Origin of the sequence: Lentilactobacillus senioris (assembly GCF_026798195.1) — a bacterium.
GTDB lineage: Bacteria > Bacillota > Bacilli > Lactobacillales > Lactobacillaceae > Lentilactobacillus > Lentilactobacillus senioris_A.
Genome location: NZ_JAPQEZ010000005.1, coordinates 1 through 17,635 on the forward strand (window position 1 = coordinate 1; position 17,635 = coordinate 17,635).

General features: G+C 40.2%; 16 protein-coding genes and 1 riboswitch. Of the genes, 13 read left to right on the top strand and 3 right to left on the bottom strand.

The annotated features are described in order from the left end of the window. Window positions 1-46 precede the first annotated feature (46 nt). Together OXT66_RS07315 and thiW are read left to right on the top strand one after the other, a co-directional pair. On the top strand, window positions 47-1,300 hold the full coding sequence (locus OXT66_RS07315) for an S-layer protein (protein ID WP_268596718.1): 1,254 nt from the start codon (window positions 47-49) through the stop codon (window positions 1,298-1,300). Window positions 1,301-1,401: 101 nt separating this feature from the next. Continuing rightward, window positions 1,402-1,501: riboswitch (TPP riboswitch) on the top strand. 40 nt (window positions 1,502-1,541) lie between these two features. Next, window positions 1,542-2,042: an energy coupling factor transporter S component ThiW gene (gene thiW / locus OXT66_RS07320; RefSeq protein ID WP_268596719.1), complete on the top strand. Its 501-nt coding sequence runs from the start codon at window positions 1,542-1,544 to the stop codon at window positions 2,040-2,042. Window positions 2,043-2,106: 64 nt separating this feature from the next. Here thiW and OXT66_RS07325 read toward each other — a convergent pair whose 3' ends face one another. Then, window positions 2,107-2,832: a competence protein ComK gene (locus tag OXT66_RS07325; protein WP_268596720.1), complete on the bottom strand. Its 726-nt coding sequence runs from the start codon at window positions 2,830-2,832 to the stop codon at window positions 2,107-2,109. A gap of 239 nt (window positions 2,833-3,071) precedes the next feature. Here OXT66_RS07325 and OXT66_RS07330 point away from each other — a divergent pair, with 239 nt between their 5' ends. Beyond that, window positions 3,072-4,316: a hypothetical protein gene (locus OXT66_RS07330; RefSeq protein ID WP_268596721.1), complete on the top strand. Its 1,245-nt coding sequence runs from the start codon at window positions 3,072-3,074 to the stop codon at window positions 4,314-4,316. Window positions 4,317-4,612: 296 nt separating this feature from the next. On the opposite strand, the gene OXT66_RS07335 is transcribed toward OXT66_RS07330, so the two are convergent. Together OXT66_RS07335 and OXT66_RS07340 are read right to left on the bottom strand one after the other, a co-directional pair. After that, a complete protein-coding gene (locus tag OXT66_RS07335) occupies window positions 4,613-5,536 on the bottom strand; it encodes a nucleoside hydrolase (protein ID WP_268596722.1) in 924 nt (307 codons plus the stop codon). Window positions 5,537-5,681: 145 nt separating this feature from the next. Beyond that, on the bottom strand, window positions 5,682-6,857 hold the full coding sequence (locus tag OXT66_RS07340; RefSeq protein ID WP_268596723.1) for an SGNH/GDSL hydrolase family protein: 1,176 nt from the start codon (window positions 6,855-6,857) through the stop codon (window positions 5,682-5,684). 180 nt (window positions 6,858-7,037) lie between these two features. On the opposite strand from OXT66_RS07340, the gene OXT66_RS07345 reads away from it, so the two are divergent. The 10 genes from OXT66_RS07345 (at window position 7,038) to ychF (ending at window position 17,624) form a co-directional block, all read left to right on the top strand. After that, window positions 7,038-8,300: a hypothetical protein gene (locus OXT66_RS07345; protein WP_268596724.1), complete on the top strand. Its 1,263-nt coding sequence runs from the start codon at window positions 7,038-7,040 to the stop codon at window positions 8,298-8,300. 941 nt (window positions 8,301-9,241) lie between these two features. Then, window positions 9,242-10,084 (top strand): phosphopentomutase, encoded by an 843-nt coding sequence (locus OXT66_RS07350; protein WP_268596725.1) that lies wholly within the window; start codon window positions 9,242-9,244, stop codon window positions 10,082-10,084. Between the two features lie 104 nt (window positions 10,085-10,188). Next, window positions 10,189-11,451, top strand: coding sequence for a NupC/NupG family nucleoside CNT transporter (locus OXT66_RS07355; protein ID WP_268596726.1), 1,263 nt, complete (start codon window positions 10,189-10,191; stop codon window positions 11,449-11,451). 29 nt (window positions 11,452-11,480) lie between these two features. Beyond that, complete coding sequence (locus tag OXT66_RS07360) at window positions 11,481-12,794, top strand: NCS2 family permease (protein ID WP_268596727.1); 1,314 nt, start codon at window positions 11,481-11,483, stop codon at window positions 12,792-12,794. Window positions 12,795-12,817: 23 nt separating this feature from the next. Continuing rightward, entirely contained in the window at window positions 12,818-13,732 is a 915-nt protein-coding gene (rihC, locus tag OXT66_RS07365; RefSeq protein WP_268596728.1) for a ribonucleoside hydrolase RihC, read from the top strand. 179 nt (window positions 13,733-13,911) lie between these two features. Further along, window positions 13,912-14,640 carry a 16S rRNA (guanine(527)-N(7))-methyltransferase RsmG gene (rsmG, locus tag OXT66_RS07370; RefSeq protein ID WP_268596729.1) on the top strand — a complete coding sequence of 243 codons (729 nt, stop codon included), beginning with the start codon at window positions 13,912-13,914 and terminating at the stop codon, window positions 14,638-14,640. Between the two features lie 17 nt (window positions 14,641-14,657). Further along, complete coding sequence (locus OXT66_RS07375; protein ID WP_268596730.1) at window positions 14,658-15,425, top strand: ParA family protein; 768 nt, start codon at window positions 14,658-14,660, stop codon at window positions 15,423-15,425. Continuing rightward, window positions 15,415-16,308 carry a ParB/RepB/Spo0J family partition protein gene (locus OXT66_RS07380; protein WP_268596731.1) on the top strand — a complete coding sequence of 298 codons (894 nt, stop codon included), beginning with the start codon at window positions 15,415-15,417 and terminating at the stop codon, window positions 16,306-16,308. Before OXT66_RS07375 ends, OXT66_RS07380 begins: the two co-directional genes overlap by 11 nt. Before the next feature lie 11 nt (window positions 16,309-16,319). Further along, window positions 16,320-16,505, top strand: a complete 186-nt coding sequence (locus OXT66_RS07385) for a DUF951 domain-containing protein (RefSeq protein ID WP_056977794.1) — start codon at window positions 16,320-16,322, stop codon at window positions 16,503-16,505. Window positions 16,506-16,523: 18 nt separating this feature from the next. Continuing rightward, window positions 16,524-17,624 carry a redox-regulated ATPase YchF gene (gene ychF, locus OXT66_RS07390; RefSeq protein WP_268596732.1) on the top strand — a complete coding sequence of 367 codons (1,101 nt, stop codon included), beginning with the start codon at window positions 16,524-16,526 and terminating at the stop codon, window positions 17,622-17,624. Window positions 17,625-17,635: the final 11 nt, after the last annotated feature.

Sequence of the window (17,635 nt, forward strand, 5' to 3'; positions counted from 1 at the left end):
TTGGGCTTTTTAATTTCTGTTCGGATTAATTATAGAATTTGCCAATTTGAAAAAATCTCTTTATTTAGGTTTGACTGCATTAGGTTTTGTTACCGCTGCAGGCTCAATCAACGCTAACAATGCTAGTGCTAAATCATATGCTAAGGCAACTAGCAACAAGTGGATTGGTGCCGGTTCAGCTAACAACGTTGTGTTGAACGGTTCAAACGCCCTTTACACTAAAGCTGGTACTTTGAAGGGTGCTAAGGTAGTTGCTTCAACTACTACTTTGAAGAAGCTTGCTAAGTCAAAGAGCAGTGAAGACAACTTCGTTGCCTACCGTGTTGCTACTACTAACCGTGGTTCTGTCTACTACAAGGTTGTTTCTCTTGATAAGTCATACCGTGGTTGGATTTACGGTGGTAAGAGTACTTCTGTTTTTGCTGGTGGTGTAACTCCATTCACTACTTTCAAACAAGATGCAGCTGTAAGTACTGATAACCAAGGCAACTTCAAGTTTAAAACTGTCGGTACTACTAATGATGGTACTATGTTGACTTACAAGGACCCAATGTATACTGTATATGGTTCAGGTCGTCAAATTACTGATTCTTCTTCATATAAAGATGATATCTTGACTATCACTAAGCAAGGTACTCGAACTCGCGAAGGAGACCAATGGGTATATGTTGAAGACGCTAACAACTCATCTGTTAATGGCTGGATTTTGAAGAGTGGATTGACTAAAACTGACGAAGTTTCGGCTGCTCAAGGTGTTACTATTACCTTTATCAACAAGGCCACGGGTCAGCCCGTTGGTTCACAAGTAATTAAGTATACTGGAACCGATAAAGGTACTATGGACGTAACAAGTACTAAAGTTAACGTTCCGGTAGGCTACTCTGCTGACACTAATCCATGGGCGTCAACTGCCACAGCTGTTGCTAAGGGTGGTTCAACTTTGTATTATGTAAACCAAAATCCTAAAACTACTAAAATTAATGTTGCCATGATGTCAAACTCAAATGTTGACGGCAATGTTGATACTAAGACTAACTTGTACTACAAGTTATCTGCTGCTCAACAAACTGCAGTTAATAATGCTATTATTGACGTAAATAACCAAGTAGTTCAAGGTACTGTAATTACTAGTGCTAATGTTGAACAAATTCTTACCCAAGCTGGTGTAATGAACTTTAACTTTACTGTTGGTAATACTACCTACAAAGCTTCTTACAAGGGTATGACTCCTGATACAGGTGTTAAGGCTGATTCAGCTACCCCTGCAACTACTGTATTGTACACAGTTTCAAAAGCTTAATTATAATCTTTAAAAAGCACGCTTCAGCGTGTTTTTTTGATAAATAAATTTATATTTGAACATGTTAGTGCTAATAATTTGATATAATAAAAATAAAATTTCGATGACATTAGGGGAGCCCCTTGCGAGCTGAGACGACACGGTCGGACCCTTGAACTTGATCTGGTTAACACCAGCGGAAGGAAATGTTCATGTATTTTCAGTGACCTCTTCTGTCTTCGAACATGGGAGGTCTTTTATTTTGCAATCAAAACAACTACGTAACTTGGTATTAACCGCACTGTTTTCCGCTATTGGCACCATTGGTGGTAGTGTACTAGAGTTTAGCGTTGGAGCTGCCAAGGTAGATCCAATGCAGCATTTGATTAATCTAGTCTCTGGAGTACTGTTAGGTCCGTGGTGGGCGTTGGCCCAAGCCTTCTTAACTTCGTTGATTCGCAACTTGATGGGTACCGGTACAGTATTGGCGTTTCCGGGTAGTATGTTTGGCGCTGTTTTGGTGGGCTTAGCGTATAGGTCCACTAAGAAGCTCTGGCTAGCTGGGTTAGGCGAATTAATCGGTACTGGGGTCATTGGCGCCTTAGTAGCTTACCCGTTGGCTAAGTGGCTAATGGGAGCTAACGGAGCGTTGTTCTTGTTTGTCCCGAGTTTTTTTCTAAGTGCGTTGGCTGGCGTAATAATTGGCTATGTATTGTTGAAGGCGTTGTTGAAACAAAAGCAATTTCGCGATTTTGATAAGTAAACACCACAAAACAACCGATGATTTCAATCGGTTGTTTTTATTTATTATAATGGCAATTACGGAATTAATTTTCTCTCATGAATTTGTTAATATTTCTATCCAGTTCTTCGTTAGTGATCTCCAAATCATATTGATTAGTGATGAACTGACTGTAGTCCGTTAGCAATCCTTGAACGATTTGTTTGAAAATATAGCATGGATGGGGGTCCGGTGAGATCGGATTGTGAATATAATTGTCTACTTCCTGCCAGGCTTTTTCCACATTGGAATAGTGGTTATGGCAGTCGTTGATTCTAGAATTAATAAAATACCAAGTGACGGGAAGAATCACCTTGATATCACAATCCTTAAAGTAAAATACCGAGGTTTTTGGATTCGGCTGAGTGGGCGCTTCCATGTGGTGACAAGCAATCCAAATAGTACTGTCAGTAGTTGCCAGTGACTTTAGTGGAAAAAAGATGGCCTTGCCGTGGGAGATGGGCCGATATTCTTTGATTTGAGCTTGACGGTCTATTTGGTTAATAATCTGTTTACAGCCATGCATTCCCCGGTTTAAGTGATTACTAATCAGGCTGTTGGTGGTTTCTTTTACTTTGTAGATACCGCGCTTACTATCTACCACGGCGGTTTTGTGAGTAGCTGAATTGAGGGGCAAGAGAGCTAAAGTGGTGGACCAATTGATCAGCTCAGCGGAGTTTTGGAAGCTAATGTGGCTAACTTTCAATTGGGTAAAGTCGATTCCGTTTTGGTGGTAATGGGTAGCTGCTGGTGTTATTCCCGGTATTGTCATATGTAATTCCTCCAACTTTGAATTAATTGGTTGCTAGCAGCAACACAACTATTTGAAGATACCACAAAATGTTGATAATGAAAACGCTTTATTTAGTCTGGGCTTAATCCACAACTATAAATTTATTTATATTTATAGTTGTTAGTGAATTAACCAACTTTAATTTGTTATGTAATTGTGAATGCGGATACTTCGCTATCATGATACACTTACAGAAGAACGAATATGGAGGATTAATTATGAATCGAAAGATTAAGACGACGCTTTCAACTACTGCAGCAATGATGGGAATGTTGGTAGCCGGGGGATTGAACGCTAATGCTAAGACTTATCCAACCGTGACTGCTAATAATCCTGCTCAAGGTGGGGCAACCACCCGTAACTTTGTTCCAACCGGTACCAACGCTTTGTACACTAAAGCAGGGACTTTAAAAGGGGCTAAGGTAGTGGCTAATAAAGCTACTATGGCTCAGTTGGCTCAGTCCACAAAGGGCCAAGCTTACTTCTTTGGGTATCGAGTTGCTCGAACTAGCAACGGTAGTTTTTATATGAAGGTGGTTTCATTTGATAAGCAGTATCGTGGCTGGATCTACGTGGGTAAAACTAATCCGCAAGGAGCCTATAAAAACACAGCTGGTGGTTTGCAACTAGCTAGCACTTCTAAAGCAGCTACAATGCCTAGCAACACGCAGGTTAAATTGGCAGATCCCGGAACTAGTCATGTAATTTGGAATTTCCCTTACATGGCCCAATACGGTGCTAAAAAATTAATGAAGGATACTTCAGACTACGCTAAAGACACTTTTACAATTACTAAGGCGCGCCGTTTAACGCGGGGAAATACCCTTTATTACAAGATTGTGGATAATAATAACAGCAAGATTGCTGGCTGGATTTATTATGAGGGAGTTACTGCTAATGATGATGCTAGTGAAGCTGAACCAAGTAAGCCAACTGATAGTAACTCTGTTGCCGTAACCTTTAAGGACGGTACTACTGGCAAAGCCGTGGGTGAAAAAACGTTAGTGGATAGTTCTATTACTGCTGGCAGTCAACCAACTTATGCAACTAAGTTTGTCACTACTAAGATTGGTAATGGTAATTTGATTGACGGCAGTTTGAAATCAGTTATGCCGGGATATGACTATGAAGGATTGACTACTGCTCAACATAAAGCCAATAGTAACGCAATTATTGGGGCTAAGTATGGTAGCACCATTACGATTTTTGTTTCTCCTAACGTTGCGCCTAAAGACGGCTTCTTAGTTACCTATTTTGATTTAACTAAAGCTTCTATCGTGGGCAAGGATGTTGTAGAATCTACTAGTAACCAAACTGCTAAACAATTATTTGCTGACACATTTAAAGACGGTGGGACTGTGACCGTTAGCGGTAAGGAATATACTTACAATTTAGTTGATAATCGTAGTATTTCACAAGATGCCAAGTTGGGAACTAGTATTGCGGTGAATGTAAGAAGTTAAAGTGCTGGAGAGAGAAACTAAATTTCTGACAGAAATTTTTAGTTGAACCTTCGCAAAGTTGGCTAGGGTTTTGTTTTTTGAAACTCAGCCAACCACTGCGCTTCGGGAATTAGCGATAATTAACCTAAGAAAATGGGATAGTTCGATACTGATTTTGTATCGTTATCTCGTTTTCTGTAGTTAAGGGAGCTAATTGAAGGTCGAAGCCGTTTTAGTAACTATTAAGACCTTCGAAAATTAGTGATAATCAACCTAAAAAAGCAATGGTCAGTTGACCATTGCTTTTTAACATATATTTAGTTCATGATTAATTCATCGATTTGGTGATAAAAGGCAGGTCCATCTACGTGAGTTACTAACGTAATTGGGCGACCGGCTGGGTCTTCATAAGTTCTTCCCTGTGCTGGTCCGGTAGTGATGACCTTGCCGGCAACTTCTTTGGTGGTTACTAATTCGGGATAACTGCTGGCCATGGTGGTTAAAACATCCCACAAATAGTAAGTAGAGTCGGCTTCATACGACATGATCATTGCGTAACCTTGACCAATTAAGTCGTACAATGGGTAACGACGATTTTCAGCAAAGTGTTGACGTACTTCCGCGGTTAACGGTACTTGATCGGTGCTTTCTAGGCCAATCATTTCGATATCTAAATCAGAATCAAAAACAGTTTGAACCGCTTCGGGATCCCAGTAGGCGTTCCATTCTGCAGTACCATCGCGGTTAGGTTCGAAGACGTTACCTTTATTATTCATGGTACCGCCCATCCAATACAGTTTATCGATTTTATTGGTAATGGTGGGATCGACTTCCAGTGCCCGCGCTAAATCAGTTAAAGGCCCGGTCATTACTAGAGTAGTGGATTCATCGGCCTGGTTGATTTTTTCGATCATATCCAAGTGAGCTGGTTGAGGAGCTTTTTTAGTTTGTGGTGCACCGTGTTCGTTTAAAATTGGTAACGCATCAAACGAAATAGAACTTAACCGCCAATTGTTCGGAAATTGGTTAACCGGTCGAGAGTTAGATGCGGCGATTTCTAGGTTATCATGGTTACCGATTAAGTCGGTTATTTTGCGTGAAGCACTAACTGCTTCATCAATGAATCCATCTGCATTAATGACGCCAACCCCAATTAAATTAACGTTTGGCATTTTTAATAAGAGAACTAAAGAAACTAAATCGTCTACGTTACCATCATGATTAAAATATACGTTGTGCACCAAAACCACTCCAATTCATTTTTAACTAGTGTATAACAAAGTTCGTGTTTTGTGCAACTGATTTTAAAAAAGAAACGATTTTTGTTCATTTATGAGTGAAAAAACGAATTAAAAAGCCAACATTATAACGACGTTGGCTTTTTAATTATTTCTTATTAGTGGTTTTAGTTTTAACCGTTGTTTTAGTGCTAGATTTTGATTTGGACTTAGATTGAGTCTTACTTTTGCTGGTATTTTTGTCAGTATTTTCTTTTTCGCTAGGTTCAGGAGCATTAGCAATCATGAATTTAGCAATTTCACTACCCATCATCTGGTAAGTTCTAGCTGATGGATGGAGGCGTTCGTCAAAGAGGCGGTAAGTTCGATTGCTATCAGTAATTAGTTGCTTAGCATCATTGCGCCAATCTAGTACGGGAATTCCTTCTGATTTGTATACGTTAGCAAGCATGTCGCGCAATTCGTTCATAGTGTAACCACCGATACCGGCTACATCGTCAGAATTTTGATCGTTATCGTAACGAGTGATTGGCAAAATACCGTAAATAACCAACTTCTTGTTCTTTTGTTTCATGGTATGAATGTCGTCAACCAAGACGTCTTTAACGGCGTCTAACGTGTAACGACTGTGACCATAATCGTTAGTCCCGTAAGCGATAGTGGCTACATCATACTTAGAAAGATCAGTTTTATCTACCATAGTAGTAAGATCACCACCGGTGGATTCAGTAGCTAGAAAAGCCCCGTTATAACCTAAATTATCCACAGAAGTGTTTAAGTAACGTTGTAACCATTGTGGATAGGTCCCATCTTCTAAGTTTTCCATCCCATCATAACCATGAGTAATGGAGTCGCCTAGGGTAACCACTTTTTTATTCTTGAATACTGAGCTATCTTTTGCTGCGATATTAAACGTTCCCTTCGTTACTGGTTGCAGGTAGCCGTGCCAAACCCAAGCGGTATATTTTTTGTTACCACTTTGGATTTGGGTAAATAAGGAATTACCGCTTCCTTGACTAGAGCGGTCCATTTTGACGTCTTTGACTGAGTACCATGTAGTATTAGCAAACTTTTTCCAGCTACCTAAAGTAGTGGTTAAATCTGTGCTACTGTAGACTTGTCCACCACTTAAGTGGTATGGTAATTGTTCATCGATATCAGTGGAACTAATAACGGAGGCTGCTGGTTTGGGCTTTTCCTTGACAGTGGTTTCCTTATCAGTAGTGTCTTTCTTCTTGGCTGCGGCGTTAGCAGTAGCTGCGCCAGACAATACTAAGAGTCCTAAGCCCAAAGCAAGTGTTACTTTTTGATATGTATTTTTCATTTTACTTAAACTCCCTTAATGATTTTACTCATTCATTTTAGCAAAGTTAAGTTAGTTAAGTATTACATGCAGGTTACAAAGTGATATTAACTCGGTTGAATTCTAGCTAATTTGGCGGTATAATACCATATAAGATGTGGAATACAGATCTAGTATTTTTGAATTTTTTAGGGGGAAACTATGAAACAATTATTCGGAAAGGAGTTATTATCATTGGCAACAAGTGTGTTGCTGCTAACTTGCTGGGGACAAGCTAGCCAAGCGGCCACTATAACTAGTAGTTCAGCTACCACAGAGACTAGTTCGGTTACTGCTGATACCGCGAAGGTAGTTACTGATGATATAGCTTCAAACCAGACGAATATTAATACTCCACCTGGACAAACTAACCATTCAGATCATGACTGGAATTGGGAGTGGCCATGGTGGCCTGGACATCATCATGAATGGGATGGTGACGGACAAGGAGAAAGTGGCGATAATGGATCTGAGACTGATAATGGTAGTGGTGATACCGATACCGATCCTAGTGAACCGGTAGATCCACAAAATCCGATTGAACCTACTGATCCTACCAAGCCGGTCAAACCGATTCATCCAATTATGCCAATTGATCCAACTACACCAGTGGAACCTACCGATCCGGTAACTCCAGATCCAACTGTTCCAGGGGATGGTTTAGTTAGTGATTCTAATAATACGGATCAGGTAGAAATTACTGATAAAACTGACAACGGTGACTCATCAGTAGATAATGAAGATGAAGATACAAATACTTCTCTTGATAGTGACAACATTAATACCGATCCTAAAACTAATGTTGATAACTTAACTGATGATCACGAACCTAGTGAATCCACTGAAGATAAAAAGGGGACAGATGAAAAAGCACCAGTTAAAAATAGCTCAATGCTACAAAATCCAAGTATTATTGGTGGCGGCAACGTTAATGCTAATGCTTACGAAGTGGTTAATGGTGATGGTCAGATTAAATGGACTAACCCAATGACTAATTCGTGGTTAGTTAATGACGTGGCAGCACTGGTTCAATCTGTCAACCAGTCTAACAATGGTGGCACTGATCCAAGGGTTAATCAAGAAACTCACGTTGAAAAGCCAACGTTAACATTTAATAATGATGGTCACTTGATTACTAAGGAGAAAGGAGCTGCTGATGGACTACATTCAGGAGCCACTTCTTCTAATTCTAAAACCAGTAGTACTAACCAAAATGCTACTTCAAAATCTTCAAGTACAGATAATAATAATTTAGAAAAGAGTGGGCTTTCCATTCAATCACCAGATAGTAATCACCAATATACGGATAGTGATGAAAAAAACGATGTGGATGTTTTAATTCCAGTTGTTGGAACTGCTATTGCGGCTGCGTCAATTATCGGAATTACGGCTATTTTAGATCCATTTAAATATTTAATGAAATAACTACTAACGTAAGGTGATAGCCTTGCGTTTTTTTGTAGCTAAGTTATTTAATTACCATAAAATACCACTTCTCAATTAATGATTAAATCCAGGAGTTAAATATTGCAAACGCTTTCTAATGTGGTATTATATAGTCAAGGAAGGGAAGTAATACCAAGTAACAAAGAGGGTTTATCCCGCTTCATGCTTATTAGTCAAATTCGAAAGGAACTAAAATATTTGAAAAAATTTGAATTTGCACAGTTAATTTCTAAAATGAGTTAAGTTTACTATTAAAACTTATACAATAATATAGAGAAATCTAAAATTAGAAGTAACTTGTAGTAAGCTTAATGAAGTGATTTGACAGTTGATGGTAAGATTTAGATTTAACAAAAGTAATTAAAAATTATGATTAAGGTTCATTCAAGAAAGTAGTAAATTTGATCATTTTATGTAGTTCATTTTTTGCCCAAACAAAAACTGACTCTAATGAAGTTTACGAATTTTGAAAATTTCCGACAAACACTATATGTATGAAAACTATTCAAAGTGAAGTTTGTGACAGTTAAATTTTCAATCTCTTGGAACAAATATTTCAAAATGAGGCGATAGAACATTAATTTCTCCGCAAAGCGGGTGTTATGCCCAATGCAAATCCCTTCCGATTGAGGCTTCGATTATCTAATCAATTTGGTAATCGAAGTTCTTTTTTTGTCCGGATAAATTTTGGCAAATATAAAAATTTTAGGATTTAAATATTAATATATTACTTTTTTTGATGATGAAACCGTTTAACATAAGCTTTCATTTAATTGCTCATTTTCGAACCAATTTTTGAAAGCCTGTCAAGTATTTACATGATCCCGATAATTAGTTATCCTATATATAGGGCGTATGTTCCGATTTAACCACAATATAATGATAATTAGGAACTTATTGTTCGGAAATGGGGAATTAATTTGAACTTCAAGCGGGTAATCATTTTGGATATTCCTTCACTTGGTATTGGTGAAGCTAGTGATGCCAACCGGTTTCAATCAGTAGGAGCGGATACCTTAGGTCACGTTTTAACAGCGATTAATCGTTCGGTGGCTCTGCCTAATTTTACTGATTTGGGACTGGGTAACATTCGATGGGCTAATCCGTTTGAAGTTATTGCGCAGACCAGCCATCCCCGCGGCTTTTTCAGCCAGGTACATATGGCTAGTAACAGTCAATCTGAGTTTGCTGGTTTAAGGGAAATGTTTGACTTTCAAGGGACCGATCGGGTAGAAACTTTGTTTGGTACTTTGAAAACTACGCAGTTACGAAATACACGGGTTAGCTTACTGGCACCCTATACCAGCTACTTAGCTAATCAGCGCGGAGTCGAAGACAAGTTAGCAATCGCAAGTGATCAACAGGCGTTTAACGCTTTGCGAGAACGGATTGAACTTGATATTCCGGGCGTGATTTATACACGCCTAGTAGATTGTGCCACTGCTGCTGTGGATAAGGATGTTACTAGCTACGTAGCCGCTTTGGAACATATTGACCGCCATTTAGGGCGCATCATGGATGACATGTTTAGCAGTGATATTTTAATCGTAACTGCTAGTTATGCCCATGATTTCTTGATGGACGGGCCACAGCCAACACGTGAGTATTTACCGTTGTTGGCCTATACACCTCAAGTTACGACTGGCCACTCTCTTGGCATTCGTCGTACGTTGGGGGATATTGCTATTTCTGCCTTGGACGTTTTTGATTTACTGCCAGCTAAGCAGCCAAGCGCCCGTAGTTTTCTGGGAGAAATGCAATAATTTAATTCGGGTTTAATCTTTAAAACCAAATTCAGTCTCGGAGGAGGGGCGAGGTTCACCGTTAACGTTTATTAGCACACATAGAAAAGAGAGGAATTCACATAATGTATTTGATTGTTAACATTATCGGTATCCTAGTTTACTTGGGGATCGCAGTTTTATTCTCAAAGGATCGCAAGAATATCAACTGGAAATCAATTATTATTGTTTTAGCTATTAATTTAATTCTCGCTTGGATCCTTACTAGTTTCTCTGGTGGCCGGGATGCCGTTAAGGCAGCTGCCGATGGATTCAACTGGTTAGTTCAAGTTTCTTATCAAGGAATTGGCTTTGCCCTTGCTAGTTGGGTTAACGTTAAGCAAATGGACTTCGTTACCAGTTCCCTTCTTCCAATCTTGATGATTGTTCCATTGTTCGATATCTTGACTTACATCGGGGTATTGCCATGGATCATCAAGTGGGTTGGTCGTGGCTTGTCATTCATCACTGGTCAACCAAAGTTCGAATCATTCTTTGCTGTTGAAATGATGTTCTTAGGTAACACCGAAGCCATTGCGGTTTCTACTTTGCAATTAAAGCAAATGTCAGCACAACGTAACTTGACTATCGCTATGATGTCAATGTCTTGTATCACTGCTTCTATCTTAGGGGCTTATACCCAAATGGTTCCTGGTCAATACGTATTGACTGCTGTTCCATTGAACATTTTAAACGCTATTATTATCACTAACATGATTAATCCGGTTAATGTTACTCCTGAAGAAGATACCATCGCTAAAATTGGTGGCAGCAACAGTAGTCAAGATGACGTGGCTACTACTGACGCACAAGCCTTGGGCGAAGAAGACGGTAAAAAAGAACCATTCTTCTCATTCTTGGGTGACTCAATCTTGGGTGCCGGCCGGTTAATCTTGATCATCGCCGCTAACGTTATCGCATTCGTTGCTTTGGCAGCCTTGATCGACAAGATTTTGCAACTCTTCAACCACAACTTGACTTTGGAAAACATCTTAGGAATTATCATGTTCCCATTTGCTTGGTTAATGGGTCTTGACGTTCACGATGCTTTCCAATTCGCTCAATTCATGGGTACTAAGTTAGTAACCAACGAATTCGTTGTTATGGGGAAGATTGCACCAACTATTAACGATACTCATTTATTTAGCCCACATTATCAAGCTCAACTTACTGTTTTCTTGACTTCATTTGCCAACTTCAGTACTACTGGTATGATTATTGGGGCCTTCAAGGGAATTGTTGATAAGGAAAAGAACGACTTAATCAGTAAAAACGTTCTTACTTTATTGATATCCGGGATCTTAGTTTCACTTATGTCTGCTGGGATTATCGGTTTATTCGTTTGGTAATCTGAGTGTTAGAAAGTTAGGTCATTTATTTGAATAAGTTTTCAAACCAAGAAGAGGTAGCTAACCAGCTACCTCTTCTAGACGCATTAAGGAATAAACAAGTTTTAAAACGCGAAATTATCGCCGGAATTACCGGCTTTTTCGCCATTTCATATATCATCATTGTTAATCCACTGATCTTAAAGGACGCAGGGATTCCAACTAATTTAAGTGTTTTTGCTACCATTATTGCTTCAGCCATTGGCTGCTTTATCATGGGCTTTTGGGCCAACGCTCCGGTAATTCTAACACCGGGAATGGGAGTTAACGCCTTCTTCACCTACACCGTTGTGGTGGGGATGGGTTTTACCTGGCAAGAAGCTATCGCTATTTCGATGGTGGCGAGTGTGATTTATGCACTAGTTGCGTTTACCAAGTTAGCCACGATTTTGGCGGACGGAATCCCAGAAACTTTAAAGGCAGGGATTACTGCTGGAATTGGCTTATTTCTGGTAGAAATCGGATTAGAAAAAGCACAACTGATCAAAAAGGGGACTAGTTCTTTATTGGCGGTTGGTAATTTGGCTCAACCGGCTACGTTACTGGCATTGTTTGGCTTATTATTAACTTTAGTTCTCTTCTTACGCAACGTGACTGGTGGCTTTTTCATTGGTATTTTGGTTACTTCGATTCTAGGAGTAGTCTTTAATATCAAAGACCAATCAGCGCCGACCGTTACTTTAAGTGATTTTGGTCAGTACCGCAAAATCTTATTTGCCGGTGACTTTAGTCATATTGCTAGCATTCCAGTTATTTTAGCTATCTTTTCATTAACTATGATTTTAGTGTTTGAATCGATGGGGTTGCTAGAAGGAATCTTGCCGAACCCTCAAAAATTCCGCAAGGCATTTCAAGCTAGTTCGGTAACTAGTTTTCTTTCTGGCATTTTAGGAACGAGTCCCACCGTGGCAGCGGCTGAAAGTGCCTCCGGAATTGAAAGTGGAGGCCGAACTGGGTTAATGGCAATTGTGGCAGGGATTATGTTTACTTTGTCGTTATTCTTCATTCCGTTATTAGCCTACGTTCCCCAAGCTGCAATTGCGCCGGTGATTATTATCACTGGGGCGCTGATGATGGCAGCCCTTTCCCGTATTAATTTAAATGATTTTGCAGAGTGGTTCCCAGCATTCCTAATCGTAGTGCTGATTCCGTTTACTACCAGTATTTCTACTGGATTGGCATTTGGCTTTGTGACCTATCCGTTGTTGCAGATTGCAACTGGAAAGGCCAAACAAATTTCGATTCCGACCTATGTGTTGGGCAGTTTGTTTTTAGCAGATTTGGTGCTTAGTGCACTACTTTAATTAAGAAAGTCGAGGTAATTATCATGACCATCAAGATTATTATGGATACAGATCCAGGAATTGATGACGCAGCAGCGTTAACTATGGCAATTAACGATCCTCAAATCGATTTGGCATTGGTGACTTCCGTTGCCGGTAACGTTACAGTGGATAAAACCACTAAGAATGCTCAAAAAATTGTTCGCTTCTTTAACGCTGACGTACCAGTAGCTGCTGGTGCACAACAACCATTAACCAAAGAATTTGAAGATGCTGCGCGAATTCACGGCGAATCAGGAATGCCCGGTTACGACTTTCCCGAAGACTTACCAAAACCCCTTGATATGACTGCCGTGGAAGCTTTGCATAAGTACATTATGGAAAGCGACGAAAACATCACCTTAGTTCCTACTGGTTCATACACTAACATTGCTTTGTTGTTCAGTGAATATCCAGAAGTTAAGACTAAGATTGATCGTATCGTGGCTATGGGTGGTTCCTTAGGAATGGGCAACATGACCAGTGCCGCTGAATTCAACGTCTTCACTGATCCGGATGCTGCGAAAATTATGTATCAATCTGGGGTACCGATTGTAATGATCGGTTTGGATATCACCATGAAAGCATTGCTAACTCCAGAATCCCTTACTAAGTTAGAACACATGAACGAAGCTGGTAAAATGCTTCATGACATTATTTCTAACGATGGTGACAAGAGCGAAGCTGGTAGTGCAATGCACGATGTTAATACCATTTTCTACTTACTTCACCCAGAAGCCATTACTACCAAAGATATGTGGATCGACGTTATTACTGATGGACCTGCCATTGGTGAAACCGTTGGCGATATTCGTGGTGCTTACCATGATGGCAAGACTAACGCTAAAGTCGCTGTTGATATTGATGCAGCAGCCTTTAACAAGTGGTTCTTAGAAGAAGTGAGTCAAATTAAAGACTAGGTTCGTCTTTTTTCAATGAAAGATTCGTTTTCGGTTTGTCCGGACGAATCTTTTTTTGTGGAATTAAATGTCTTTTTTGGTTATGAAAATCGGCTGACTCGGTTGTCACCACGGGCATTTTACGTTAAAGTATAAGAAGACGTGGAACATTCTGTTTCACACTTTGCAGGAGAAAAAATATGAACATCGAACAATTTAAAGCTGAACTAGCTATCCACCAAATTAATTTGAGTGAAAAGCAATTGCAACAATTTGAGGATTACTACCAATTACTGGTAGCAACCAATGAACACGTTAATTTAACAACCATTACGGAACATTCGGCGGTGTACTTGAAGCACTTTTATGATTCTTTGACCCCCGCTTTTTTTGTTGCCGAAATCAGAGACACACCGATTAAATTGTGCGATGTAGGTGCTGGTGCTGGCTTCCCCTCAATTCCGTTAAAAATTATGTTCCCAGAAATCGAAGTTACCATTGTGGATTCCTTGAACAAACGGATTAATTTTTTGAAAGAATTAGTGGAAAAATTAGGCTTGACTGGGGTGCACTTGGTTCATGCCCGAGCTGAAGAATTTGGGGCTGCCAAGTCAGATTACCGGGAAAGCTTTGACTTAGTTACTGCGCGAGCAGTGGCTCGTATGAGCGTTTTAAGTGAATTGTGCTTACCATTGGTAAAAGTTGGCGGCCATTTAGTTGCTCTTAAAGCTACTAAAACTCAAAGCGAACTCGAAGATGCCCAAAAGGCGTTGAAAGTATTGGGCGGTACTATCGAAGCCGACTACGATTTAAAATTACCAATTACCGACGATGAACGCCATATAGTGGTAATTGAGAAGAATAAGAAGACCCCGAAGAAGTTTCCGCGCAAACCGGGAACCCCAAATAAGGAACCCATTCAAGCGTAAGCTAAAGGAGGATTCAGATGACCGATGTAATTGCCCTTGCTAATCAAAAGGGTGGAGTGGGTAAAACTACTACCACGGTTAACTTAGGAGCTGACTTGGCTACCTTAGGTAATCGCGTTTTGATAGTGGATGTAGATGCTCAGGGAAATGCTACCAGTGGGGTAGGAATTTCTAAAGCCGATATTCAAAAAGACATCTATGACGTATTGATCAACGAAGAGCCCCTCACAGATGCCATTATGCAAACGCAACATGAAAATTTGGATATTGTCCCGGCCACCATTCAATTATCCGGAGCTGAAATTGAATTAACTCCGCAAATGGCTAGAGAAATTCGCCTTAAGCAAGCCTTGGAAACGGTCAAAGATCAATATGACTATGTTCTAATTGATTGCCCACCATCGTTAGGCTTAATTACCATTAATGCGTTTACTGCAAGTAATTCGATTCTCATTCCAGTTCAAAGTGAGTACTATGCCTTAGAGGGGTTGAGCCAATTACTTAATACAATTGCGCTCGTACGAAAACATTTTAATGCGGACCTTAAAATCGAAGGGGTACTGTTAACTATGTACGATGCTCGGACCAATTTAGGGGCCCAAGTAAATAAAGAAGTTCGCGATTATTTTAAAGACTCAGTATATGACACCGTCATTCCACGTAACGTTCGGTTATCTGAAGCGCCTAGCTATGGAATGCCGATCAGTGATTACGATCCCAAGTCAAAGGGAGCTGAGTGCTATTTGAATTTAGCCAAGGAGGTATTGGCGGCACATGGAGGATAAGAAACGAAAAAGCTCCGGGTTAGGCCGAGGAATTGAGGCGTTGTTTGCAGATAATGCAGTCGACACCAGTAAGGAAGAGATCCATGATTTAGCGGTAGATGCTATCATGCCTAATCCTTATCAACCTAGGCATCAGTTTGATGAAAGTAAACTTGCTGATTTAACAGCATCGATTAAGGAATCCGGTGTATTCCAGCCGGTGATTGTTCGCCGTCCCAATCCAGAAATTAATGCTTACGAGTTATTAACTGGAGAACGCCGTTTACGAGCATCACGCTTAGCTGGACTGTCTGCGATTCCTGGAATTGTGCGCGAAGCTAGTGATGAAGAAATGATGGAAATTGCGGTTGTTGAAAACTTACAACGAGAAGATCTGACTCCGTTAGAAGAAGCAGAAGCCTATAATGCATTGATGACTAAGCTTAACTTAACTCAAGCAGAAGTGGCGAATCGGTTAGGTAAAAGCCGACCATATATCGCAAACTATCTTCGAATTTTGGGCTTGCCAGAAAAAATTAAAGATCTTTTGCAAGAAGAGAAAATTTCGATGGGTCAAGCTAGAACGTTGCTGGGATTAGAAAACAAAAATCAAATTCCAGAATTAGCTGCTAAAACGGTGAAAAACGGAATGACGGTTCGCGAACTAGAACGCGAAGTAGCTAGATTAAACGCTGCGAACCATGATGGAGAAACTAAGAAGAATCGAATAGTGAAAACTCCGTTTGTTAAGGAATCAGAAAATCAACTCCAAGAGCATTTTGGCACCAAAGTTTCCATTAATCCTACTAACAAGAAAAAGGGCGAAGGCAAGATTGAAATTGCCTATATGTCTGATGATGATTTGAATCGCATTTTGGATCTGTTAAATGTCAACCTAGATTAGGAGGACGTAGAATGTACGAATTACATGATTTAGTTGAAATGAAAAAGCCCCATCCATGTGGCACCAACCGGTGGGAAATTATTCGCATGGGAGCCGATATTAAAATTCAATGTACCGGCTGTGGTCACGTTGTGATGCTATCCCGGCGAGAATTTGAACATAAGCTCAAAAAAGTACTTCAAAAAGCAAACGATTAACGGAAGAAGGATTTTAACATGTCACTTACTGCAGGAATTGTTGGTTTACCTAACGTCGGCAAATCAACTTTGTTTAACGCTATTACCAAAGCGGGGGCCGAAATGGCTAACTACCCGTTTGCCACAATCGATCCTAACGTGGGAATGGTCGAAGTTCCCGATGATCGCTTAGACCGAATTCAAGAATTAATTCCAGCCGATAAGGTGGTTCCAACTACTTTTGAATTTACCGATATTGCCGGAATCGTTAAAGGGGCAAGCAAGGGTGAAGGCCTCGGTAACAAGTTCTTAGAAAACATTCGCCAAGTAGATGCCATTGTGCACGTGGTGCGGGCCTTTGATGATGACAATATCACCCATGTTTCTGGTAAAGTGGATCCTATTGATGATATTGAAACCATCAATTTGGAATTGGGGATGGCTGACTTAGAAGCTGTCGACAAACGCTTGAGTAAGGTTCAGCGAGCAGCAAAGGGAAACGATAAGGAAGCCAAAGCTGAATTAGCCGTTTTAGAAAAAATCAAACCAGTTTTAGAAGCTGGCGGGGCCGTTCGGACCATTGAATTCGATGAAGAAGAACAAAAAATCGTTAAAGGTTTATTCCTATTAACTTCTAAGCCGGTCCTTTACGTAGCTAACATTGCTGAAGATGATATGGCTGATCCAGAAGCATCAGAATACTTCCAACAAATTAAGGAATATGCTGCTAAGGAAAATGCAGAAGCCATTGCCGTTGCTGCTGAAGCTGAAGAAGAAATTGCCGAATTAGATGATGCTGATAAGGCTGACTTCTTAGCTGCTGAAGGAGTAGAAGAACCTGGCTTGAATCGCTTGATTCGCGCCTCATACAAACTGTTGGGATTACAAACCTTCTTCACTGCTGGTGGTAAAGAAACCAAAGCTTGGACTTTCAAGACTGGAACCAAGGCTCCACAAGCGGCTGGAATTATTCATTCTGATTTTGAACGTGGATTTATCCGGGCCGAAGTAATGTCCTTTACTGATTTGGATCAGTTAGAAACTCAAGCTGCCGTTAAGGAAGCCGGTAAATTACGTTCCGAAGGTAAGGAATACGTCATGCAAGATGGCGACATTGTTGAATTTAGATTTAACGTATAAAGGAGCTTTTT